The sequence below is a fragment of the Paenibacillus sp. p3-SID867 genome (assembly GCF_025142895.1).
In the GTDB taxonomy this organism is placed as follows: domain Bacteria; phylum Bacillota; class Bacilli; order Paenibacillales; family Paenibacillaceae; genus Paenibacillus_AQ.
The window spans coordinates 1-22,695 of sequence record NZ_JAMBDM010000016.1 but is presented as its reverse complement, the minus strand read 5'-3'; the positions used below and the strand labels follow the sequence as shown (position 1 = coordinate 22,695).

Sequence of the window (22,695 nt, the reverse complement as noted above, 5' to 3'; positions counted from 1 at the left end):
CACAGGGGGACCAAAGCATGCTTCAGAAATTCAAGAAGATTGATTTTGTTATCGTTTTTGTACTGTTGATGCTAATGGTTGTCAGTATTACATCGATATATAGTGCCACGCTCGACACCATCGGATTCGAAAAACACCATATCAAGATGGCGATATTTTATATCCTCGGATTCGCAGCCTTTTTCGGACTCAGCTTGATTGATTATCGTTTATGGAATAAATACGCACTGCACATATACATCGGAGGGTTATTAACCCTTTTGCTGCCTTCCTTCATCGGCCAGACCAAAAATAATGCCACGGGCTGGATTAATCTCGGTATCGTTGATTTTCAACCTGCAGAGTTGTTTAAGCTGGTGCTGATCATATTTATCACCTATATTCTTATCCGTAAGAACAGAGCGAAGTTGTCTTTTTGGCGGGACATCGTACCGGTTGGGCTATTGACGTTTATTCCGTTTGCCGTTGTCATGGTGCAGAATGACTTGGGTAATGGACTAAGTTATATTGTCATCTTGCTTGGGCTGTTATGGATCGGTAATGTGAAGTTCTCGCACGCTCTTATCGGATTGCTGCTTGTAGCAGGGATTGCATTTGGTGGAGCCCAGGCCTATATCCACTATCATGATGAAATTAAAGAATCGAAAATCATGGAGAGCCGCGGTCATTGGATGGAACGGATCGATCCATGGCTGGTACCCGAAAAAGCTACCGCGAAGGCGAGTTATCATACGAACAACGCCAAGCTGGCCATTGCTTCCGGCGGTATGAGCGGGGAAGGGTACTTGCAGGGGAGCTCCGTACAATCCTCACGTGTGCCTTATACGTATTCGGATTCGATTTTTGTGCAAATTGCAGAGGAATATGGCTTCATCGGCTCTTCCGTTCTGTTGTTGTTATATTTCATACTCATTCACAGGATAATTTTGATATCATTGGAAAGTCGGGACAAAGCAGGTCCGTTTCTAATCATCGGTATTGTTGCCATGCTGCTGTATCAAATCTTTGAGAATATCGGCATGTTTATTGGATTGATGCCTTTGACCGGGATTACGCTGCCCTTCATCAGTTATGGCGGAACCTCACTCATCATTAATATGGCGTGTCTCGGGGTCGTCATGAGTGTGAAGCTGCATGGACAGGAAGTGGAGGAGGATATGCCCAATCCTCAAACGTACCGTTCCGCTCCGCCCAAACAGGCTTGATTCGGTTTATTGGGATTTAGATTCAGAGAGATGCTATCGAGAGCAGCATCTCTTTTGTATTTTTTGCTGGTAACTACAGGAGGGCCCGTGAATTGTATTAGAGGAGGAAATCTTTTAGAATATTTCATAGGGGCTGGCATACTCCTTGAAACGCTCCATCGCAGTGCTGCCTTTAGGCTTTCGTCTCTATCAACGATAAGCAGTGTCAAACTTTTTTTTCGAATAATCGTTATATGCCTGTATAGGCAAACCGGGGCTAACAGCTTCGGGCACAGGGGGACCATAAAGCATGCTTCAAAAATTTAAGAAGATGGATTACGTTATTGTTTTCGTACTGGTTTTGATGATGGGTATCAGCATTACGTCGATATACAGCACAACCGTTGACACCAAATTCGAAGGCTCTCATCTTCGCATGATTGCCTTTTATATTGTCGGCTTCATTGCCTTTTTCGGAATAAGTCTGCTGGATTACCGGTTGTTGATTAAATATGCTAAATATATTTACTTGGGCGGCTTGGCCGTGCTGGTCCTCGTTATGTTTATCGGTAAGGATATCAACGGTGCCCAAGGCTGGATTTACATTGGCAGTTTAAGTATACAGCCGGCGGAATTGTTCAAGCTGATCCTGATTATTTTCCTTTCTTTTGTATTGGTGCGCAAAAACAAACCGCTGCTGTCCTTCTGGAAGGACGTTGTTCCGATTGGACTTTTGGCATTCGTGCCTTTTGTGCTCGTCATGGCCCAGAATGATCTGGGTAACGCGCTCAGTTATGTCGTCATTTTGCTGGGGCTGCTCTGGATCGGGAACGTCAAGTTCTCCCATGCGCTCATTGGGCTTGCGCTTGTGGCAGGCGTGGCCTTCGGCGGCGCTCAGGCCTATATTCATTATCATGATGAGCTGCTGGAATCGAAAATACTGAAGCCGCACTGGGTGGAACGGATTGATCCGTGGCTCTATCCGGAGAAGGCGACCGCCAAGGCCAGCTATCATACGACGAATGCGAAGCTTGCCATCGCCTCGGGCGGCATGAGCGGCGAGGGCTACATGCAGGGATCGTCGATCCAGTCGGGCAGAGTGCCTTATGCGTACTCCGATTCCATATTTGTGCAGATTGCCGAGGAATTCGGGTTTATCGGATCATCCGTTCTGCTTCTGTTATATTTCATCCTGATCCATCGGCTGATCCTGATCTCCCTGGAATCCCGGGAGCGTGCGGGGCCGTTTCTCATTATAGGGATCGTGGCCATGTTCCTATATCAGATCTTCGAGAATATCGGCATGTTTATCGGTTTGATGCCGCTGACGGGGATTACGCTGCCCTTCATCAGTTACGGGGGGACATCCCTTGTGATCAGTATGGCGAGCCTCGGGGTCGCCATGAGCGTCAAGCTGCATGGCCAGGAAGTGGAGGAAGATATGCCGGATCCGCATGCCTATCGCCCGGCGGCTTCTAAGCAGGCGTAAGCTATTCTATGCGGGAAGCTCCATAATCACGGAGACGAACTGAATAACCGATCTTAACGAAGATGCGATTCCGACTGGGGATCGCATCTTTTTTTGGTTCATGCTGCACCAATCTATGAATTTTTATCGAAATTGCTAGATTCAACGTTTATATCTTTTGCCTGCGGACATACTGATAGCATCATAGAGTTTCGTTCATAGAGAGGCGGTTGTCCGAGATGAAAAATTATAGTGAAACCCTCCGAATTATCGTAAAAAAAATGGTTGTGCTCTTATCCTGTATGTTTATGGTCATCATGGCTTGGGAAGGACAGCAGATTGATGCTTCCGTTGTTGGCGGTCCGATCCCTCAGGAATCGATACGACTTCGCATATTGGCGAATTCCGATAGCCCGTCCGATCAACTGGTCAAAAGAGAGATTCGTGATTCGGTCGTTGAGCAAATGCAGCTCTGGGTCCTGCAGCTGGAGAACCCGCAAAGCCTGGAAGACGCCAAAGAATTAACCCGGCAGCATCTTCCGGAAATCCGCCAATTGGTGGGTGAAGAGTTGAAGAAAAGAGGGATTACGTACAGTTACACCGTAGAGCTTGGCGTTGTGCCGTTTCCGACGAAGTTATACGGGGGGACGGTGTATCCGGCCGGCGATTACGATGCGCTGCGGATTACGTTAGGTGAAGGTCAAGGGCAGAACTGGTGGTGCGTCTTGTTCCCGCCGCTTTGTTTCATCGATGGTGGCAGCGGGGATGCGGCGGCGCAGCCTGTTGACACAGGTATCCAAACGGTTTCAGCAGAGGCCGGCGACGAGGCTTCCCAAGAGGAAACACCGAAGAATGCAGGCGACAGTGAACCGGAGGTCCGCTTCTTCTTGTGGGATATGTTCCTTGGCATTTGGAACTGGGTGGTAAGCTTGTTCTAGGATTATAAACGAGTTGATTTTCAATCCTGATCGGGTATGATAAACTTTGAAGTAGAAGTGCGAGTTCAAAAAGTCGGATTTTCAGCACCGAAGCTTATGCTTCCGATGTGCGTTTTTCCAAAACGCTTCAGTTGGATGAAGCTAGGGAGTGAGGAGCGGAGCTACACGTTTTCAGAAAACGCCTTCGAAAGCATCTGCTGTTTTGGGTACGTGAGCACCTAAGATGTTTCCGCAGGAAACATGACTTCGTAAGCATCCACTTAGGCCCGGCTGAATTCAAGATTCGATACCGAGCTGCTTCCTGATTCGCTTCGTGTTAGATATAGGATTTATAAGTTATCAACGGAGTTGATGGAATTCTATATCGCAAGAAAACCTACTTCCGAATCGCGGTCGCTCAGCTCTGAATTGACCTCGATTGGTTTTCTTATCAAAAGCGGACTTTTTGAACAACCTCTAGAAGAGTGCTTTCTCTTTGGCGCGACTGGTTTGAATGGGAACCGGCACGGGACTGAAGAACGAAAAGCGCTTTTTATTTTGGGGCATAGGCAACACATGCGTTGGAGTTTATATAATTCATATACAGAAAGTTTGGGATAGGAATGGAACAGAACGGGAATGGCATGGAACCTAGCCAGCTGCGGGATAACGGCTTCCGCGAGGCTGCTGCAAATTCAACCCAGGTGTGGCATGTATCGAACTCGCTTTCCAGGGAGAGCTTGAGTTTGGAGAAGGAGGCGAAGCAGGCGCTGCAGGAAGCGGGGCAGATGCTCGAGCGGGGCGGAACCGTGGCCTTTCCGACGGAAACAGTCTACGGGCTTGGCGCAGACGCCGGTAATACGGAAGCGGTCGAGCGTGTCTTTGCCGCGAAGGGCCGGCCGTCGGACAATCCATTGATCGTGCATATTTCAGAGCTAACTCAGCTTGACGGTTTGGTCCGTCATGTGAATGAGACAGAAAGGGCGCTGATGGCAAGGTTCTGGCCTGGGCCGCTATCGCTGGTGCTGCCCGTTAAACCGGGTGCCGTATCCCCTCGTGTGACGGCAGGGCTCGATACCGTTGCCGTGCGGATGCCGAATCACAACGTGGCGCTGGCCTTGATCAGCGCCGCCGGGCGTCCGCTGGCTGCGCCGAGCGCGAACCGTTCCGGTCGGCCAAGCCCGACGCTGGCCAGCCATGTCCTGGAGGATTTGGCCGGGGCGATCGACGGCGTCCTCGACGGCGGCCCTGCCGGGGTGGGCGTCGAGTCGACGGTGGTGCAAGTCGGCGAAGACGGCGCCGTCACGGTGCTCCGCCCGGGCGGCGTCACGGCCGAGCAGCTTGCCGCGGTTGCGGCAAGCGTGCGCATGGACCCGGCGCTGCATCGCGCCGCCGGGGAGGCGGAGAGCCCGGCGCCGCGCTCGCCGGGCATGAAGTACACGCACTACGCACCGAAGGGTGCGATGTGCGTGGTGCAGGGCCCGCGTGCCGACGCGGTGTCGGCACGCATCGCGGCCGAGCTTGAGGCGGCTGCCCGACGCGGGGAGGTGACCGGCGTGCTGTCGTTTGACGAGCACATCGGTCACTACCGCGCGGACGTTGCCGTCTCGCTCGGCAGCCTGGCCGCGCCGGAGGAAGCGGCCCGCCGGCTGTACGCCGGCCTGCGCCGGTTCGATGATGAAGGCGCAACCTTCATCCTGGCCGAAGCGTGCCCGGAGCAGGGCCTCGGAGCAGCCGTCATGAACCGGCTGCTCAAGGCCGCGGGACACCACATCATCGACGTGAATTAAAGCAGCCGCATGAACGCTGTTGGCATCATTTACCCCTTGTCCGCATATGGTGTACAAGACCATGGGACTTGGGGGAATGGGCATGCTGGAGGCGTCTGTCCAATCGGGACAGCTTGCGGCGATTCTGCTGATGGCGGTTGCACTCGGGCTAGACGCATTTTCGCTTGGAATCGGAGTTGGAATGAGAGGCGGTATGCGCTTAGGCCATATGCTGGGCATCAGCTTCATGATCGCGTTGTTTCACATGCTGATGCCGCTGCTGGGCTTATTTGCCGGCCGCTATGTTGGCATGTTACTGGGCCACGTCACAGGGCTTGCTGCCGGCGGGCTGCTGCTTTTACTGGGCGGGCATATGATGTATAACGCCCTGCGGGGCGGAGAGGGACAGCGAATACATCCTACCGCATTTTTAGGCATGCTGCTGTTTTCGCTTAGCGTCAGCATCGACTCCTTCTCGGTAGGCGTTTCCCTCGGAATGTTTGTGGATGATGTGCTGTTAATCGTAATTTCCTTCGGGGTCGTGGGCGGTTTGCTGTCCATTCTCGGTTTGCTGCTTGGCCGTCAGGTAAGCAATAAGCTGGGGGAGTACGGTGAAATGCTGGGCGGACTGATTTTGGTTATCTTTGGCACCATGTTTATTTTTTGACGCAATATTTGTTACAATAACCCCAAAGAACCTACGAACGGGAGGAACGGACCGTGAAAAATATATTGTTTGTCTGCACGGGAAATACCTGCCGCAGTCCAATGGCGGAAGGCATGCTGCGCAAGCTTGCCAAACAACGGGGCATTCCGCTGGAAACGAAGTCCGCCGGTGTCTCGGCCGTGGATGGAATGCCGGTGTCCCATCATGCGGAATCCATCCTGCGAGACCAGGATATCCAGGAACGCTTGGTGTCCAAGCCGTTGACCGCGAACCTTGTAGAATGGGCGGACCTGATTCTGACGCTGACCCAGTCGCATAAGCAGTATGCTATAAGGCAGTTTCCGCACGCCGCAGACAAGATGCACACGCTGAAAGAGTTCGTTGAGGATGACCGCCGGGTGCTGGACGATCTGCGGGAGCAGGATAGTCTGTATGCAGCGCTTGAGCTGGCCAGATCTCTGGGCCACGATGTCAGCGACCGTGACCGGGAGCGTCTGATCGAGCTGCGTCAGCGCATCCCGAGCTTCGATATCTCCGACCCTTTCGGAGGCTCGCGGGAGGAATATGAAGCGACGGCCGCAGAGATACGGACGGCGTTGTTCCGTCTTTTGGACAAGCTGGAAGCGGATCGGCATAACTAAGCCTAGCTTTTAGAGATATGAAGCCTTGCATTGGGCTGAAAAGCCACTTGCCTTTCGCATGGTATTGCTTTAAGATGAAGTTGAAAAACAAATGATCCGGTGTAACTGGCGACGAAGTGGATGAAACCACGATGGAGCATCGGAATATACGGCCGGTCGCCTGGGCAAAGAGCATTTGGAGCACAATACGTGCGCCGACTGCTCTTTTTTCGTCTTTTGCGCCCGATTTGGGTTATAATGAAACAAGCTAAAACGCAAAAGCGAACATACGAGGGGGTTTTTCATAGATGAAAATTGCATTGGGTACGGATCATGCCGGCATTCGTCTGAAAGAGGAGATCATGGAAGTCATTCGGGGTCTTGGCCACGAGGTGGAGGATCTGGGCTGCGGCTGTTCCGATTCCGTGGATTATCCCGATTATGCCCTTCCGGTGTGCGAGAAGGTCGTCTCGGGTGAAGCGGACCGCGGCATTCTGATCTGCGGTACGGGGATCGGCATGAGCATAGCGGCCAACAAGGTGCCTGGCATTCGCTGCGCGCTGACACATGATGTGTTCTCAGCTAAAGCGACGCGCGAGCATAACGACAGCAACGTGATTGCGCTGGGTGAGCGTGTCGTCGGTCCCGGACTTGCTGCCGAAATCGTCAGCGCATGGCTGACGACGGATTTCAGTCATGGCGAGCGCCATGTCGGCCGCGTGAACAAGATCAAGGCCATCGAGGAGCGTTACCTGAAGAATGAATCGCGATAAGTGAACGCGTAATGCAGCTGCGGCTATCGTGATATGGGATTGAAGCATCTTCTGTGAAAAAATCATCGGGAGGACTGTGACATGACGGATATCTCCAAGGTTTCCTTGAACGAACAGACAGCGCGTATTGTCCGCGAACTGGCCAAAGTGGCCGTTTTAGGCCCGGGTAAAGTGCTGGTCATCGGAGCCAGCACCAGTGAAGTAGTTGGGCGCCGAATCGGTACGGGCGGCGCTCTTGAAACGGCGCAGCAACTCCTTCAGGGCATTGCCGAGGCTCAAACGGAATTCGGTTTTGCGGTGGCCTATCAATGCTGTGAGCATCTGAACCGTGCGCTTGTCATGGAACGCGAGCTGCTCGAGCGACTGGGCTTGACGGAAGTGGCGGCAGTTCCCATTCCGGGTGCGGGCGGGTCGATGGCTTCCGCAGCTTACCGCAGCATGAAGGAGCCCTGCCTTGCGGAATCGATTGAAGCCCATGCGGGTGTCGATATCGGCGAGACGCTGATCGGCATGCATTTGCGGAGAGTGGCGGTTCCGTTCCGGCCAACCGAGCGTTATATCGGGGAGGCGCGCGTAACTGCGGCTTATACCCGGCCCAAGCTGATCGGCGGAGAACGTGCGGTGTACCGACTCGAGCAGAGTGATGATTCCACGCTGTGCGATTGATTCGAATGAGAACTCGCTTTTTCAATGATGACTACTTGTAGTTTTTAAATTTGCAAGAAAAAATAACGATGGATTATGGGAGGATATGAACATGATGGAACATTTGCGGAAGAGTGACCCGGCTGTATTGGAAGCGATGGATTTGGAGCTGAAGCGTCAACGTAGCAACATTGAGCTGATTGCCTCTGAGAATATTGTCAGCGAAGCGGTTATGGAAGCAATGGGGACGGTGCTGACGAATAAATATGCGGAAGGCTACCCTGGCAAACGCTATTACGGTGGCTGTGAGCGTGTGGATATCGTGGAAGATATCGCCCGTGACCGCGCCAAAGAATTGTTCGGAGCCGAGCATGCCAACGTTCAGCCGCACTCCGGTGCCCAAGCGAACATGGCGGTATATTTGGCAGCCCTGAAGCCCGGAGATACCGTGCTCGGCATGAACCTGGCCCATGGCGGCCATTTGACTCACGGAAGCCCGGTTAACGCTTCTGGTCTTCTGTACAATTTCGTTGCCTACGGCGTGCAAGAAGACACGTTCCTTATCGATTACGACGAAGTCCGCAAAGCGGCATTCAAGCATCGCCCTCGTCTGATCGTGGCGGGTGCAAGTGCCTATCCTCGCATTATTGATTTTGAAAAGCTTGCTGCCATCGCCAATGACGTAGGCGCGTTGTTCATGGTCGACATGGCTCATATTGCAGGACTCGTTGCAGCAGGTCTTCATCCGAATCCGGTTCCGCATGCCCATTTTGTAACGACAACGACGCATAAGACGCTTCGCGGGCCTCGCGGCGGTATGATTCTGTGCAAAAAAGCTTGGGCGCAAGCGATTGATAAAGCGGTATTCCCCGGCTCCCAAGGCGGCCCGCTCATGCATGTGATTGCTTCCAAAGCCGTTGCGCTTGGCGAAGCCTTGGATCCGTCTTTCAAGACGTATGCAGAGAATGTCGTGAAGAATGCGAAAGTGCTGGCCGATACCCTGATCGAGGAAGGCCTGAACATTGTTTCCGGCGGAACCGATAACCACCTGATGCTGGTGGATACCCGTAATCTGGACATCACCGGCAAAGACGCGGAGAAAGTTCTGGACTCCATCGGGATTACCGTGAACAAGAATGCCATCCCGTTTGATCCGACCAGCCCGTTCGTAACGAGCGGTATCCGTATTGGTACCCCTGCGGTTACTTCCCGCGGTATGGATGAGCAAGCGATGGTTACCATCGCGAAAATTATTGCCATGACTTTGAAGCAGCCGAAAGACGAGGCAACGCTTGAAAAAGCAGGCCGTTTGGTGGCTGAGCTTACAGATCAATACCCTCTCTATGCTGAAATGAAATATTAATCACAGTTTCCTTCGCATAAGAAGCCTATGATAAGAGGACCCCGCCTGATGCAGGTGGGGTCCTCTTAGGAGCTATGAACATTCTGGCCAGATTGCTATGCTCTCATTTTCCCAGTCAGGCCCTTTCGCGGTTAGCATCAATATAGGCGAGAATGGAAAACCTAGGTCTAGGGCAGAAGAAGATCCGATTCCGTTATAAGGTCAAAAACTCATGGAATAAAACATGACCCGTGCAGGTGTCAATTGACTATAGGGAATGATATAATAGACAGGATTTATGGAGCTCACAAATATTTACGCCCATATTGAAATAACATTTGTACTCAAACCGGAGGGACCAGACATGGGAAAATTGGTGATTTGTGATCACCCGTTGATTCAACACAAACTTACATTCATCCGCGATATGCGGACTAACACAAAAGACTTTCGCGAATTGGTAGACGAAGTCGCGACTTTGATGGCTTATGAAATTACGCGGGAGGTTCCTCTTGAATCGATATCCGTGCAGACGCCGGTAGCTGAAACCCAAGGGAAAGTCATTTCCGGCCGCATGCTCGGCTTGGTTCCGATCCTGCGCGCCGGTCTGGGCATGCTGGACGGCGTTGTCAAGCTGCTTCCAGCGGCAAAGGTAGGGCATGTCGGATTGTTCCGTGACCCCGAAACGCTTCAGCCTGTTGAATATTATACGAAGCTTCCAACCGATGTGACGGAACGGGAATTGATCGTCATTGATCCGATGCTCGCGACGGGCGGATCCGCTATCGCTGCTATCGACGTGCTGAAGAAACGCGGCTGCACCCAGATCAAGATGATGAACCTCGTGGCTGCACCGGAAGGTGTGAAGGCTGTCCATGATGCTCACCCGGACGTGGACATTTATGTTGCTGCTCTCGATGAGGGTCTTAACGACCATGGTTACATCGTACCGGGCCTTGGTGATGCAGGGGATCGGCTGTACGGCACGAAATAAGAGTCAAGCCAGTCACTCGTACGTCTTGATATTTGAAAACAAGCAAAGAGGGGTATTTTCAAACATGTCAAAAGTGAAAGTGATGACGATATTTGGGGTCCGCCCCGAAGCCATCAAGATGGCGCCGCTAATTCTAGAGCTTCAACGTCACCCTGAGCATATCGAATCGGTCGTTTGTGTTACTGCGCAGCATCGGCAAATGCTGGATCAGGTGCTGGATGTGTTCAAGATTGTTCCGGATTATGATTTGGATGTCATGAAGGACCGTCAGACGCTCAACGAGATCACCGTGCGCGTCCTGGAGGGTCTTGAGCCTGTTCTGCGTGAAGCCAAGCCGGATATTGTATTGGTGCACGGCGATACGCTGACAACGTTCCTGGCCAGCTATGCAGCCTTTCTGCAGCAGATTCAGGTCGGCCATGTGGAGGCGGGTCTGCGCACATGGAACAAGCTGAATCCTTATCCGGAAGAGATGAACCGTCAGCTGACCGGCGTGCTTGCTGATCTTCACTTTGCGCCGACGGACTGGTCCGCTGAGAATCTCCGCAAGGAGAACAAACCGGATTCCCGCATTTATGTAACGGGTAACACGGCTACGGATATATTCCAGTACACGGTGCGCGAAGGTTATACCCATCCGGTTCTGGACTGGGCGAAGGGCAAACGCTTGATCCTGATGACGGCACACCGCCGCGAATCCCAAGGGGAGCCGCATCGTCAAATATTTGAAGCGGTAAAGCGCATTGCCGATGAATTTGAGGATATTGCCATCGTATATCCTGTACATCCGAGTCCAGCTGTTAAAGAGCCAGCTCATCGCATTCTGGGAGATCACCCGCGCATCAAGCTGATTGATCCGCTGGATGTCGTGGATATGAACAATATTTACACCCATACGCATTTCATCATTACGGATTCCGGCGGCATGCAGGAGGAAGCTCCGTCATTCGGCGTGCCGACGCTGGTGCTTCGGGATACGACTGAACGTCCAGAAGGCATCGAAGCAGGTACCTTGGAGCTGGTGGGTACACAAGAAGAGAATGTGTATGACCGGATCAAGGTTCTCCTGACGGATCAAGAGCTCTACGAAAAGATGAGCAAAGCTGCTAATCCGTATGGCGATGGACAAGCTTCACAGCGGATTGTCAATGCGATTTTGCACCATTTCGGCATCCGAAAAGAGCGTCCAGAAGAATTTCACAGAATGTTCACAAAGGTATAGTTTACCGTATTCTGATGAGCAAGGGGACAGCATACAGTTGAACTGTACGGTTACCGCGGCGTTTTGCGCAATTTAGACTGCTCAAAACGCCGATTTTACACGGTAAATCCATCAAATCGATTCATTGACAAACTCTTGTTATATTCAGTAAAATGAGTTGGGATTAGAGGTTCATATGAAAAATCCGAAAAGTCAAGATAACCCTTGGTTGATAGCGCTATACATTAGCGGGGCAGGCGGTTTGCTTGCCGCTTACATTCTCATCGGTTTTTTTACCGGGCGATGGCTCATGAATCATTTGGACGGGCCCAGAGTGTGGCTTGCCATTGGTACGCTTTCGGGGCTCTTTGTAGGGATTTTGAATATCGCTCTTCTCATTAAGAAGTATTTGGGGGCGCAAAGTGAATGATTTGACAACATCCATTGTGAACGGTGTGACTAGAGTATCGATACTCTTATTATCTGCTTTATTTCTGGGATGGGCATTATATCCGGATTATCGACCTGAGGTATCAGGCCTGATACTGGGTATTGTTGGCGGCTTGTTCAACGTTCGCTTTCTTTCCATTAAAGTGAGGCAGCTTGTGGACTTGGCCGTGAGCCAGGAGCGCAGACGGTTCAGCTTTGGATTCGTCACAAGACTTTGCATCGCGTTTCTAATCGTGATGATGGCAGCCAAGCTCGAACAAGTATCGCTCGGCGCGACGATCATTGGCCTGTTTATTCCCCAACTGTTGATGATTCCTGTCAGCATTATTGTTGGTTTGAGAATGAAGAATTGATAAGCGCTAATTGGAAAGGGGTGAAAACAATCTTATGCATGATTCACCGATTATTGATTTAGGTGGATTTCGACTTGATCTATCAGCCGTCATTATGTTGCTAGTAACTTGTATTATTGTCTTTGTAATGGCACGGCTGGCCGTTCGTAATCTGTCTGTCGAAAACCCTTCCAAAATGCAAAACTTCATGGAGTGGGTCGTAGAATTTGTGCAAGGCATCGTAGCTAGCGCTATGGATTTGAAAAAAGGGAAGCCTTACATTTCGTTGGGCCTGACCTTGATTATATTCATCTTCGTAGCCAACGTGCTTGGATTGCCGTTTGCTATCATCACAGACTTGCCTGCTAACTTTCAAGTGTTTGGGCAGACGATCGAAGCGACGAAAGATCTTCATGATGGTCATATGGCTCACGTTCTCTGGTGGAAATCGCCGACAGCAGACATATCCATTACTGCGGGTCTGGCGATCGTCGTATTCTTCCTTATGAACTATTTGGGTCTGAAGCTGAACCGCAAGCATTACCTGAAACACTATATTGAACCGTTCCCGGTGTTTTTACCGCTGAATATCATTGAGAACTTGGCCAAGCCGGTCGCACTGGCAATCCGTTTGTTTGCCAACATCTTCGCAGGTGAGGTGCTCATCACGGTAATCCTGAAGATGGGATTCCTCGGAATACCGTTCCTGGCTGTATGGCAAGGGTTCAGTATATTTATCGGAGCATTGCAGGCTTTCATCTTTACAATCTTGACCATGGTTTATATTGCACAAACCACGGTTCACGAAGAAGAAGCGCATTAATAAGCTCGGCCGAAATATGCCGGCATATCGGCACTTTCGAAAGAGATATATTATATTAACCAAATTTGAACCAAATTTAAGGAGGATATTTATCAATGGAATTTTTAGCAGCAGCTATTGCAGTAGGTTTGGGCGCATTGGGCGCAGGTCTGGGTAACGGTATGATCGTAAGTAGAACAGTAGAATCTATCGCTCGTCAACCGGAAGCTCGTGGTCCGTTGCAAACGACAATGTTTATCGGTGTTGGTATCGTCGAGGTAGTTCCACTCGCTGCTACCGTTATTGCTTTCTTGATTATGTTTTCTTAATAAGAATACAACGGTTTGGCGGGGAGGGCCGATGCCATCCGCGCCTTCGTTTTGTTAAGAACTGCAATTCGCATTAACGGAAAGGAGTGACTTCATCCATGGAAGTACTTTGGGAGAATATTGTAATCTCAATTCTTGCATTTGCTATTCTGTATGTTCTGCTTCATAAATATGCTTTCGGTAAATTGTTTGCAATCATGGAGCAGCGTCGGGAATTGGTCGTGAGCCAGATCGACGAAGCTTCCAAGACTCGCGAGCAGGCACATGTCTATGTTGAAGAGCAAAAGCAAGCACTGAACCAAGCGCGTCAAGAAGCTCACGAGATCATCGAACGTTCCAAGCAAACGAGCAGCAAGCAGGCTGAACAGATTCTGGAACTGGCAAAAGAGGAAGCGGATCGCATCAAAGTGGATGCCATACGTGAAATCGAGAGTGAGAAGACGAAAGCCGTCGACGAGCTTCGCAGTGAAATCGGCAGTGTTTCCGTGAAAATCGCTACCAAGCTGATTGAACGGGAAGTGAAGAATGACAAAGCTCAAGAAGAACTGGTGGATCAATACCTTAAAGAGGTAGGAGGCAGACCATGAGCCAAAATACAGTAGCAGCCAAGCGGTATGCGCGGGCGCTGTTCGAAGTGGCGGCTCAGCAGCAGAAGGGTCTGGAAGTGGAAGAGGAATTGCGCGCTGTTGTGCATGCCATTGAAGGCGATGCCGACATTCAGAAATTCATCTCCACGCCGAATATTCCCCAGTCCGTGAAGATGAACGTAATCAGCCAGGCGTTGGCAGGGAAGGTATCGCAGCCTGTATTGAACACGATCGAATTGCTTCTCGACAGAGGGCGTACAGAAATGTTCGCTGAACTGCTGAACAGTTATGTGAAGATACAAGGTGCGAGCTTAGGATTGGCGGACGCCACTGTGTACTCCACCTACCCGCTTAGCGATCAGGAAAAAGAACAGGTAGCTTCGGAATTCGGGCAGTTAGCACATCAGAATATCCGGGTGACCAATGTTGTGGACGAGAGTTTGCTCGGCGGCCTGAAAGTTGTCATTGGTGATAAGCTTTATGACGGAAGCCTTGCCGGGAAGCTGGAACGTCTTGAAAAGTCTTTTAATAGACGAGCATAGTAGATAGGGGTGAAAACGTTGAGTATCAGACCTGAAGAAATCAGTACTTTAATCAAAAGTCAAATTGAAGAATATAAATCCGATATCACTGTCTCTGAAGTAGGTACGGTAATTCAAGTAAGTGACGGTATTGCTCGCGTGTACGGCCTGGAGAACGCGATGTCCGGGGAACTTTTGGAGTTCCAGAACGGCGTGTTCGGTCTGGCGCTGAACCTTGAAGAGAGCAATGTCGGTGTCGTTATCCTGGGACCTTACTCTGAAATCAAGGAAGGCGATCAGGTTAAGCGCACAGGACGTATTATGGAGGTTCCTGTAGGTGAAGCTCTGCTAGGACGCGTTGTCAATCCGCTGGGTCAACCGCTTGACGGCAAAGGCCCGATCGAAGCGGCTGCCTACCGTCCAGTTGAGAGCAGCGCACCAGGCGTTATCGACCGTAAATCCGTACATGAGCCTATGCAGACAGGTATTAAAGCGATCGACGCGATGGTACCTATCGGCCGCGGACAGCGCGAGCTGATCATCGGTGACCGCCAAACGGGTAAAACCACCGTTGCAATCGATACGATCCTGAACCAAAAAGGTAGCGGTGTTAAATGTATCTATGTAGCCATTGGGCAAAAACAATCCACTGTAGCACAGGTGGTTGAAACGCTTCGCCGTCATGGCGCACTGGAGTACACGATTGTTGTTACGGCTTCGGCTTCTGAGCCGGCTCCACTGCAGTACATCGCTCCATACGCAGGCTGCGCAATGGGTGAGTACTTCATGTACAAGGGCGAGCATGCACTTATCATCTATGATGACTTGTCGAAACAAGCAGCAGCATACCGTGAGTTGTCCTTGCTCCTCCGTCGTCCTCCGGGTCGGGAAGCTTATCCGGGTGACGTTTTCTACCTACACTCCCGTTTGCTGGAACGTGCAGCGAAGCTCAACGATGAGCTTGGTGGTGGTTCATTAACCGCGCTGCCATTTATTGAAACACAGGCTTCTGACGTATCTGCATACATTCCAACCAACGTAATTTCGATTACGGATGGACAGATCTTCCTGGAGTCTGAGTTGTTCTACTCCGGTCAGCGTCCAGCGATTAACGTCGGTATTTCGGTATCCCGTGTCGGTGGTTCCGCGCAGATCAAAGCGATGAAAAAGGTTGCAGGCGGCATGAAGCTGGATCTTGCGCAATATCGTGAGCTCCAGGCGTTCTCCCAGTTCGGATCCGATCTGGATAAATCAACCTTGGCTCGTTTGAACCGTGGTGCAAGATTGATGGAAATCCTGAAACAGGGTGTAAACCAGCCGTTATCCGTAGAACAACAGGTGGTTAGCTTATACGCAGCCGTTAAAGGATATATCGATGATATCGAGGTTGCTGATGTTCGTCGTTTCGAGAGCGAATTCCTTGCTTTTATTGGAAGCAATAAACCGGAAATTCTTCAATCCATTACGGATACGAAGGATCTGACGTCCGATAACGAAAACGCATTGAAAGCGGCAATCGATCAATTTAAGAAGGGCTTTGCCGCTTCGGTCTAAGCTCCTCAGGTAAGTAATAGGAGGGGAGCCGGGGTAAGCCCGGCATCCTCTTTCATCATATGGAATGTAGCTTTGGCTGTGACCAAAGTGATTTTTACAAAAGGTACGGCTTTGGTCCTAGCCAAAGCTTAGTCTACGCGTACGAAGTTAGCTTTGGCTTCGCCAAAGCTAGGTGATTGCTTACGAAGTTTAGCTTTGGCTTCGCCAAAGCTTTAAGGTGGTGAAAACATGGCAAGAGGATTACGTGATATTAAGCGGCAGATCAAGAGTGTTCAGAACACAAGGCAGATCACCAAGGCGATGGAAATGGTTGCTGCCGCCAAGCTGAGAAGAGCTCAAGAGAAGGCAACCTCCGCACTTCCATACTCCGAGAAGCTGAAAGAAGTGGTTGGCAGCATTGCTGCTGGAACCAAGGGAATCAGCCATCCGATGCTGGAAAAGCGTGAAGTGAAGAAAACCGGTTATCTGGTGATCACTTCCGACCGCGGTCTTGCTGGTGCATCAAACTCCAACATTTTGCGAAAAGTATCGAACTTCATCGCAGAACGCCATCAGTCCAAGGATGAGTATTGCCTGTTTGTAATCGGACGTAAAGGACGGGATTATTTCCGCCGTCGTGAACTTCCGGTTGTTGAGGAACTCACCGATTTATCCGATAGTCCGACCTATGCAGATATTAAGACCATCGCTAATGCGGCGGTTCATCAATATGAGCTGGGTCAGATCGATGAGTTATACGTGTGCTATAACCAATTCGTGAATGCTTTGACTCAGCTCCAGGAGATCTCCAAGCTTCTGCCGATGGAGAACATTGGCAGCGCTGAGAACCTGACGGGTTATGAGTATGAACCGTCTCCTGAAGGCGTGCTTGAGGTGCTGCTTCCGAAATATGCGGAAACACTGATTTTCAGTGCGATGCTGAATGCGAAGGCAAGTGAGCTGGGTGCGAAGATGACTGCTATGGGAGCTGCAACGAAGAATGCAAGCAAGATCATCAACGAGTTGAACCTCACTTACAACCGTGCTCGTCAGGCTGCCATTACGCAGGAAATTTCCGAGATTGTGGGCGGAGCAAACGCTCAGCAATAATGCACGGCTCTGAATTCTTAATTTAGTACTTTACGGATATGCGGCCATGTCATGAATAAGCCGCTTTTACGATCATCGTTCACCGCTAGAGGTGAGCGGGTAGGAGGGAAAACGAATCAATGAAAAAAGGACGCGTTGTCAGCATTACAGGTGCTGTAGTTGACATTGAATTTGAGCGCGGTCATCTTCCCGAGATTTTTAATGCTGTCAAGATTGAAGCAACGCTGGAAGGCGGCCGCTCGGTTGATTTGACTTTGGAAGTATCCAATCATTTGGGTGATAATCTGGTTCGTTGTATCGCGATGTCATCCACGGATGGTCTCGTTCGCGGTATCGAAGCCGTGGATTTGGGCAGACCGATTACGGTTCCTGTAGGTTCGGCTACACTTGGCCGTGTATTTAACGTATTGGGTGAGCCGATCGATAATGCAGGTGCCGTCGTATCCGAAATTAATAACCCGATCCACCGTGAAGCTCCTGCTTATGATGAGCTCTCCACGCAAGCGGAAATGCTTGAAACGGGTATTAAGGTAATCGACTTGCTTGCTCCATACCAAAAAGGCGGTAAGATCGGTCTGTTTGGTGGTGCCGGCGTAGGTAAAACCGTTGCGATCCAGGAATTGATCAATAACATCGCTCAAGAACACGGCGGTATTTCCGTATTCGCCGGCGTAGGGGAGCGTACTCGTGAAGGGAACGACCTTTACCACGAGATGAGCGATTCCGGCGTTATCAGCAAAACCGCGATGGTATTCGGTCAAATGAACGAGCCTCCGGGTGCCCGTCTTCGCGTAGCGTTGACCGGTTTGACAATGGCGGAATATTTCCGTGATCAAGAAGGTAAAGACGTACTTCTCTTTATCGACAACATCTTCCGCTTTACTCAAGCGGGCTCCGAAGTATCCGCCCTTCTCGGTCGTATGCCTTCCGCGGTAGGTTACCAGCCAACGCTGGCATCCGAAATGGGACGCTTGCAAGAGCGGATTACCTCTACCAAAAAAGGTTCCGTTACATCCATCCAGGCTATCTATGTACCGGCGGATGACTATACGGATCCGGCTCCAGCTACAACGTTTGCTCACTTGGATGCAACGACGAACCTGGAGCGTAAAATTTCCGAGATGGGTATCTATCCTGCGGTAGATCCGCTTGCATCCAGTTCCCGTATCTTGGCTCCGGAAATTGTTGGTGAAGAGCACTATAACGTCGCTCAAGGCGTTAAGAAAATTTTGGCTCGTTATAATGAGCTTCAAGATATCATTGCGATCCTCGGTATGGATGAGCTGAGCGAGGAAGATAAAGCGATTGTTGGACGTGCTCGTCGTGTTCAACGCTTCCTTTCCCAAGCTTTCCACGTTGCCGAGCAGTTCAACGGCATCCCGGGTAAATATGTACCGGTTAAAGAAACTGTACGCAGCTTTAAAGAGATCCTGGAAGGCAAGTATGACCACCTTCCGGAAGCGGCTTTCCTGTTCGTAGGTACGATTGAAGAGGCAGTTGAAAAAGCTAAAACATTGTAAGCTGACGCTCCGTGATCGGCAGACCGGAACAGTACTTCTTGCGAGTCTGTGAGGTCTGCTGCGCGAGTTTTCTGCGGAAAACGGTGAGGAGGGATGGAAGTGAGCACCATTTTGTTGGAAATCGTAACGCCGGACCGCCTGGTCTACTCAGAGCAGGTGAATAGTGTTACGGTGCGTGGGGTCGAGGGAGAACTGGGCATTTTACCTGGTCATATTTCCTTTGTTACGCCGCTTCAGATAGCGCCAGTTTATGTGAAGATCGGTAACCAGAGAACCCCGTTTGCGGTACAAGGCGGTTTCGTCGAAGTCCGCAAAGATAAGATTGTCATCCTGGCGGAAAGCGCAGAGAAAGCGGAAGAAATCGATCTGGAGCGTGCGGAAGCCGCGAAGGAAAGAGCGGAGACCCGCCTGAATGCGAAGGGAAGACAAGATGAAGTTGACCATCGTCGCGCGGAAATGGCTCTGCAAAGAGCGATGAACCGGATTAAAGTGACGCGGAACTAATAAGGTGAACGAGGACAGCTTGCTGTAATGATACAGCCAAGCTGTCTTTTTTGTGCTCTATTACTGGGAGTTGAAATCCCATATTTGTTATGAAAGTACTCGATTCTCCCAAATCACATATAGGGTGGATATTTCTATTGGGACAATGGGGCCGATGGTATACACCTTTGATTGGTGGCGTGACTGGGTCCACAGCCATCGATTACTTATAGAAAGGACCTGAGGCATAGATTTATTTAATGCATAAATATTCACCTTTTGTAACCCTATTTCAGCTATACCTGGTCTGTGAACATTATTATTTTCAAAGACTGGGTATATTTTTGTTATATCATCGGTATAAATAGAAGTTCGAATTATAAAACTATACTATGATTTTGGCTACTGGATGTATTTTTCAAGTGTAATAAATGGAAAATTAGGCTTCCTCTAATAGCGCATACATGATCGTTTTGGGAAGTTGTCGATAAACTTAATTATTTCCGAGGAAATGTCGTATAGAAAGTGCTGGATTCTTAGCCTCCAGCCAAGTATTATAGAAGAGTCGGTCCTGAACAGGGCAGGATAATTTATGAAGGAGGAGGGAGTATGAACCAGGATTTATCTAATTCAATCAGTGCTGTAGGTGTTAACGGGTTGTTGTCTATTGTCATTTCGCTGATCTGTATCGCACTGGCTTGGTGGGCATTACAACAACTGAAGCTGGATTTGATTGTCCGTCATCCAAAAGGGCCGCAGGGAAAGCTGCTGCATTTGCTGCTGGCGGTGGTGCTTGGACGATTCGTGGCTGAATTCCTAATTGACTATATTACATGGAGTCAAATGATCCGATATATATTTTAACGCAGAGAATGAGCGTCATACATAACACGAGGTGCTGCAGCTAGTAATCAACATTTGTTGCATGTTGGTTATGTGTTTGGCGATATTTTACTCGTCTGTTTTAATTGCGGCATGAATGGTTATATCTCTGTTAGGTTGCTTGGAGAGAAGATGTCGAATAAACGCATTTTATTATGTTAACACTTAAAATAAGAAATTGATCGGGCGGACGGTATGACTTCCGGACTATAATGTTCACCCGGTAATTGTTATGCATTGACAAGTGCTGGTCGGTCATGGTACCTTTCGTAGGTCCATACTGCGGATAACAGATGCTTCATAAGGTGGCATCATGGATTTCTGAAACCTGATGTGGACACCGAAACAGATGTCATAAATAGTTCGAAAATCGCTTGTTTAGCGGAAATCTCTAATGTTAAGATGAAAGTTAGGGAATTAGCAACAACTAATTACTAACACACGCAATCAGGAAAATTATGGACGCGGAGGGAAACCATGATGAGCAAATTTATCGTCCGCGGTGGCAAAAGACTGACCGGAAGCGTCAAAGTCAGCGGAGCAAAAAATTCAGTTCTTCCGATCATCGCTGCCTCTCTACTAGGGGAAGTTGGGGAAAGTGTTATTATTGACGCGCCTCCTCTTGACGATGTAATTACAATCAGTAAAGTATTGGAGTCGCTTGGTGCGGGCATTACATATCAGGATGAAGTGATACGTGTGAATGCAGAGCACATAACGACATGTGAAGCGCCTTATGAATGGGTGCGGAAGATGCGGGCGTCTTTTCTGGTCATGGGGCCTTTATTGGCACGTTGTGGACGAACCCGGATTTCGCTTCCCGGAGGATGTGCTATCGGCACAAGACCCATTGACCAACACCTAAAGGGATTTGAAGCTCTCGGGGCAGAGATCAGCCTCGGACAAGGATATATTGAAGCTAAAAGCAATGGCAGATTGCGTGGGGCGAAGGTCTATTTGGACGTAGCCAGCGTAGGTGCTACTGAAAATATTATGATGGCTGCTACATTGGCTGAAGGAATCACGGTAATCGAAAATGCGGCGAAAGAGCCGGAAATTGTCGATTTAGCGAATTACCTGAATGCGATGGGTGCCAAAGTTCGCGGTGCGGGCACGGGTGTGATTCGGATCGAGGGCGTTGAGCAGATGCATGGCGTCAAGCATAACGTGATTCCTGACCGGATTGAAGCAGGCACCTTCATGGCTGCGGCTGCGATCACGGGCGGGGATGTATATGTGGAAGGAGCCATTGCGGACCACCTTGGACCGGTTATTTCCAAAATGGAAGAGATGGGGATTACCATTGAACCGGACGAGAATGGGATTCGCGTTATCGCTGACAAACCATTAAAGTCGGTTGATGTGAAAACCTTGCCTTATCCTGGCTTCCCAACGGATATGCAGTCCCAGATGATGGCGCTTTTGCTGGTTTCCGAAGGTACAAGTGTTGTTACGGAAACGGTATTTGAGAACCGCTTTATGCATGTGGATGAATTCCAGCTGATGAATGCGGAGATCAAGGTTGAGGGACGTTCTGCGATCGTTACGGGCGGAGCTAAGCTTAAAGGAGCCAAAGTAACCGCAACGGATCTGCGTGCAGGGGCTGCCTTGATATTAGCCGGGCTCGTCTCGGAAGGGACTACCGAAGTTGGCGGCGTACAGCATATCGATCGCGGTTATGTTCATTTAGCGGAAAAGCTGTCTGGACTTGGCGCGGATATCTGGCGTATTTCAACGGAGGACCAGAGCTCGGAGAAGGTTTCAAAAAAAGTGGCAGGCGAAACAGAAGACGCAAAAGTTTTCAAAGTTCAACCTACCTGGGTGTAAACAACAGGATGGATCTGGCGACTCAGGATAGACCACAATAGAGTATAGGAGAAGGAGCTTTGCCGATAAGGGCGAAGCTCCTTCTTTTTTGTATAATGCATCACCATAGGCTATCATTCATTTTCTTATGTTGAGATTCCGGTTGACTGGGAGACTCTTTGCTAGCTTGCTTGCAGTCAGTGACCCCGTTCTTCATCCATGTGACTTTGTCCTTTCTCTTAGAATAGTTCTATCAAATGCCCGTGTCTCATAAGTATAAGTAGAGCGTGCAGGAGCATGTACAAGAGTATATACCAGGGGAAAAAGGCACAGGGGGGAAGTGCAATGAAAGATTCAAAGGTTCGGGTGAATGTGAGTTCTGCAGGAAAAAAACGAGCGATTGATTCAAAAGACGATTTGAAGGAAGGAAATTCTCAATCATACCAGGTACCATCCGAGGGATCGGCTGCTCCCGTATTGAAGTGGGACTTTCCCGGAGAACTTGAGAAGAAAGCCGGATCGACTGAAGAACATAGCCATGATTCCAATCCGGATAAAAAGGATATGCAGGAAGGGCCGCGCGGGCACCGCGGCCCGGGGAGAGCGCCGGACGCCTTCGGCGAGTCCGGCCACAGCCCGCGGGCGGCCCATACGCCGCCGCCCGAACGCCCCGCTGTCGCGCCTGCGCACGGCGCCGCGCCAGCCCCCGGCGGGCCGGCGGCGATGCCGCAGGGCCCGCATTCCGCGGCCGAGCCGCAGC

The 22,695-nt window shown here is 50.2% G+C and carries 24 protein-coding genes and 1 riboswitch; all 24 genes read left to right on the top strand.

All coding sequences use genetic code 11. The annotated features are described in order from the left end of the window. Positions 1-17 precede the first annotated feature (17 nt). The gene (locus M4D81_RS26480; RefSeq protein WP_071218856.1) at positions 18-1,205 is read left to right on the top strand and encodes an FtsW/RodA/SpoVE family cell cycle protein; all 1,188 of its coding nucleotides are present in this window, start codon (positions 18-20) and stop codon (positions 1,203-1,205) included. A gap of 289 nt (positions 1,206-1,494) precedes the next feature. Further along, on the top strand, positions 1,495-2,673 hold the full coding sequence (locus M4D81_RS26475) for an FtsW/RodA/SpoVE family cell cycle protein (RefSeq protein WP_100540968.1): 1,179 nt from the start codon (positions 1,495-1,497) through the stop codon (positions 2,671-2,673). A gap of 218 nt (positions 2,674-2,891) precedes the next feature. Further along, positions 2,892-3,590 carry a stage II sporulation protein R gene (spoIIR, locus tag M4D81_RS26470; protein ID WP_071218858.1) on the top strand — a complete coding sequence of 233 codons (699 nt, stop codon included), beginning with the start codon at positions 2,892-2,894 and terminating at the stop codon, positions 3,588-3,590. Between the two features lie 602 nt (positions 3,591-4,192). Continuing rightward, complete coding sequence (locus M4D81_RS26465) at positions 4,193-5,359, top strand: L-threonylcarbamoyladenylate synthase (protein ID WP_260068595.1); 1,167 nt, start codon at positions 4,193-4,195, stop codon at positions 5,357-5,359. An 82-nt stretch (positions 5,360-5,441) separates the two neighbouring features. Further along, positions 5,442-6,005, top strand: a complete 564-nt coding sequence (locus M4D81_RS26460) for a manganese efflux pump MntP (RefSeq protein ID WP_260068663.1) — start codon at positions 5,442-5,444, stop codon at positions 6,003-6,005. Positions 6,006-6,058: 53 nt separating this feature from the next. After that, complete coding sequence (locus M4D81_RS26455) at positions 6,059-6,646, top strand: low molecular weight protein arginine phosphatase (protein ID WP_071218861.1); 588 nt, start codon at positions 6,059-6,061, stop codon at positions 6,644-6,646. Positions 6,647-6,737: 91 nt separating this feature from the next. Next, positions 6,738-6,819, top strand: a riboswitch (ZMP/ZTP riboswitch). A 114-nt stretch (positions 6,820-6,933) separates the two neighbouring features. Beyond that, positions 6,934-7,398 carry a ribose 5-phosphate isomerase B gene (gene rpiB, locus M4D81_RS26450; protein ID WP_260068594.1) on the top strand — a complete coding sequence of 155 codons (465 nt, stop codon included), beginning with the start codon at positions 6,934-6,936 and terminating at the stop codon, positions 7,396-7,398. Between the two features lie 81 nt (positions 7,399-7,479). Continuing rightward, on the top strand, positions 7,480-8,064 hold the full coding sequence (locus M4D81_RS26445) for a TIGR01440 family protein (RefSeq protein WP_260068593.1): 585 nt from the start codon (positions 7,480-7,482) through the stop codon (positions 8,062-8,064). 91 nt (positions 8,065-8,155) lie between these two features. Beyond that, positions 8,156-9,406 (top strand): serine hydroxymethyltransferase, encoded by a 1,251-nt coding sequence (locus M4D81_RS26440; RefSeq protein WP_071218864.1) that lies wholly within the window; start codon positions 8,156-8,158, stop codon positions 9,404-9,406. A gap of 343 nt (positions 9,407-9,749) precedes the next feature. Next, on the top strand, positions 9,750-10,379 hold the full coding sequence (gene upp, locus M4D81_RS26435) for a uracil phosphoribosyltransferase (protein ID WP_006213103.1): 630 nt from the start codon (positions 9,750-9,752) through the stop codon (positions 10,377-10,379). 64 nt (positions 10,380-10,443) lie between these two features. Then, the gene (wecB, locus tag M4D81_RS26430; protein WP_260068592.1) at positions 10,444-11,601 is read left to right on the top strand and encodes a non-hydrolyzing UDP-N-acetylglucosamine 2-epimerase; all 1,158 of its coding nucleotides are present in this window, start codon (positions 10,444-10,446) and stop codon (positions 11,599-11,601) included. 175 nt (positions 11,602-11,776) lie between these two features. Next, complete coding sequence (locus M4D81_RS26425) at positions 11,777-12,010, top strand: AtpZ/AtpI family protein (RefSeq protein ID WP_071218866.1); 234 nt, start codon at positions 11,777-11,779, stop codon at positions 12,008-12,010. Further along, positions 12,003-12,383 (top strand): ATP synthase subunit I, encoded by a 381-nt coding sequence (locus tag M4D81_RS26420; protein ID WP_260068591.1) that lies wholly within the window; start codon positions 12,003-12,005, stop codon positions 12,381-12,383. The genes M4D81_RS26425 and M4D81_RS26420 overlap by 8 nt, the downstream gene beginning before the upstream one ends. A gap of 34 nt (positions 12,384-12,417) precedes the next feature. After that, the gene (atpB, locus tag M4D81_RS26415) at positions 12,418-13,185 is read left to right on the top strand and encodes a F0F1 ATP synthase subunit A (protein WP_071218868.1); all 768 of its coding nucleotides are present in this window, start codon (positions 12,418-12,420) and stop codon (positions 13,183-13,185) included. A gap of 95 nt (positions 13,186-13,280) precedes the next feature. After that, positions 13,281-13,493 (top strand): F0F1 ATP synthase subunit C, encoded by a 213-nt coding sequence (atpE, locus tag M4D81_RS26410; protein ID WP_006213098.1) that lies wholly within the window; start codon positions 13,281-13,283, stop codon positions 13,491-13,493. Positions 13,494-13,591: 98 nt separating this feature from the next. Further along, the gene (atpF, locus tag M4D81_RS26405) at positions 13,592-14,080 is read left to right on the top strand and encodes a F0F1 ATP synthase subunit B (RefSeq protein ID WP_071218869.1); all 489 of its coding nucleotides are present in this window, start codon (positions 13,592-13,594) and stop codon (positions 14,078-14,080) included. Beyond that, positions 14,077-14,622, top strand: a complete 546-nt coding sequence (locus M4D81_RS26400) for a F0F1 ATP synthase subunit delta (RefSeq protein ID WP_071218870.1) — start codon at positions 14,077-14,079, stop codon at positions 14,620-14,622. The genes atpF and M4D81_RS26400 overlap by 4 nt, the downstream gene beginning before the upstream one ends. An 18-nt stretch (positions 14,623-14,640) precedes the next feature. Then, positions 14,641-16,155 (top strand): F0F1 ATP synthase subunit alpha, encoded by a 1,515-nt coding sequence (atpA, locus tag M4D81_RS26395; RefSeq protein WP_071218871.1) that lies wholly within the window; start codon positions 14,641-14,643, stop codon positions 16,153-16,155. Between the two features lie 228 nt (positions 16,156-16,383). Beyond that, complete coding sequence (gene atpG, locus M4D81_RS26390) at positions 16,384-17,244, top strand: ATP synthase F1 subunit gamma (protein WP_071218872.1); 861 nt, start codon at positions 16,384-16,386, stop codon at positions 17,242-17,244. Positions 17,245-17,363: 119 nt separating this feature from the next. Further along, the gene (atpD, locus tag M4D81_RS26385) at positions 17,364-18,764 is read left to right on the top strand and encodes a F0F1 ATP synthase subunit beta (RefSeq protein ID WP_071218873.1); all 1,401 of its coding nucleotides are present in this window, start codon (positions 17,364-17,366) and stop codon (positions 18,762-18,764) included. A 99-nt stretch (positions 18,765-18,863) separates the two neighbouring features. After that, positions 18,864-19,268: a F0F1 ATP synthase subunit epsilon gene (locus M4D81_RS26380; RefSeq protein WP_100540954.1), complete on the top strand. Its 405-nt coding sequence runs from the start codon at positions 18,864-18,866 to the stop codon at positions 19,266-19,268. 588 nt (positions 19,269-19,856) lie between these two features. Next, positions 19,857-20,111 carry a DUF1146 family protein gene (locus M4D81_RS26375; RefSeq protein WP_071218875.1) on the top strand — a complete coding sequence of 85 codons (255 nt, stop codon included), beginning with the start codon at positions 19,857-19,859 and terminating at the stop codon, positions 20,109-20,111. Positions 20,112-20,609: 498 nt separating this feature from the next. Beyond that, positions 20,610-21,956, top strand: a complete 1,347-nt coding sequence (murA, locus tag M4D81_RS26370) for a UDP-N-acetylglucosamine 1-carboxyvinyltransferase (RefSeq protein WP_181469847.1) — start codon at positions 20,610-20,612, stop codon at positions 21,954-21,956. A 276-nt stretch (positions 21,957-22,232) separates the two neighbouring features. Beyond that, the coding region (locus M4D81_RS26365; protein ID WP_260068590.1) for a hypothetical protein at positions 22,233-22,695 on the top strand (463 nt) is incomplete at its 3' end.

Coding starts and splice junctions, on each gene's coding strand:
- M4D81_RS26480 (WP_071218856.1), top strand. CDS start 18: ATGCTTCAGAAATTCAAGAAGATTGATTTTGTTATCGTTTTTGTACTG.
- M4D81_RS26475 (WP_100540968.1), top strand. CDS start 1,495: ATGCTTCAAAAATTTAAGAAGATGGATTACGTTATTGTTTTCGTACTG.
- spoIIR (WP_071218858.1), top strand. CDS start 2,892: ATGAAAAATTATAGTGAAACCCTCCGAATTATCGTAAAAAAAATGGTT.
- M4D81_RS26465 (WP_260068595.1), top strand. CDS start 4,193: ATGGAACAGAACGGGAATGGCATGGAACCTAGCCAGCTGCGGGATAAC.
- M4D81_RS26460 (WP_260068663.1), top strand. CDS start 5,442: ATGCTGGAGGCGTCTGTCCAATCGGGACAGCTTGCGGCGATTCTGCTG.
- rpiB (WP_260068594.1), top strand. CDS start 6,934: ATGAAAATTGCATTGGGTACGGATCATGCCGGCATTCGTCTGAAAGAG.
- M4D81_RS26445 (WP_260068593.1), top strand. CDS start 7,480: ATGACGGATATCTCCAAGGTTTCCTTGAACGAACAGACAGCGCGTATT.
- M4D81_RS26440 (WP_071218864.1), top strand. CDS start 8,156: ATGATGGAACATTTGCGGAAGAGTGACCCGGCTGTATTGGAAGCGATG.
- upp (WP_006213103.1), top strand. CDS start 9,750: ATGGGAAAATTGGTGATTTGTGATCACCCGTTGATTCAACACAAACTT.
- wecB (WP_260068592.1), top strand. CDS start 10,444: ATGTCAAAAGTGAAAGTGATGACGATATTTGGGGTCCGCCCCGAAGCC.
- M4D81_RS26425 (WP_071218866.1), top strand. CDS start 11,777: ATGAAAAATCCGAAAAGTCAAGATAACCCTTGGTTGATAGCGCTATAC.
- atpB (WP_071218868.1), top strand. CDS start 12,418: ATGCATGATTCACCGATTATTGATTTAGGTGGATTTCGACTTGATCTA.
- atpE (WP_006213098.1), top strand. CDS start 13,281: ATGGAATTTTTAGCAGCAGCTATTGCAGTAGGTTTGGGCGCATTGGGC.
- atpF (WP_071218869.1), top strand. CDS start 13,592: ATGGAAGTACTTTGGGAGAATATTGTAATCTCAATTCTTGCATTTGCT.
- M4D81_RS26400 (WP_071218870.1), top strand. CDS start 14,077: ATGAGCCAAAATACAGTAGCAGCCAAGCGGTATGCGCGGGCGCTGTTC.
- atpG (WP_071218872.1), top strand. CDS start 16,384: ATGGCAAGAGGATTACGTGATATTAAGCGGCAGATCAAGAGTGTTCAG.
- atpD (WP_071218873.1), top strand. CDS start 17,364: ATGAAAAAAGGACGCGTTGTCAGCATTACAGGTGCTGTAGTTGACATT.
- M4D81_RS26375 (WP_071218875.1), top strand. CDS start 19,857: ATGAACCAGGATTTATCTAATTCAATCAGTGCTGTAGGTGTTAACGGG.
- murA (WP_181469847.1), top strand. CDS start 20,610: ATGAGCAAATTTATCGTCCGCGGTGGCAAAAGACTGACCGGAAGCGTC.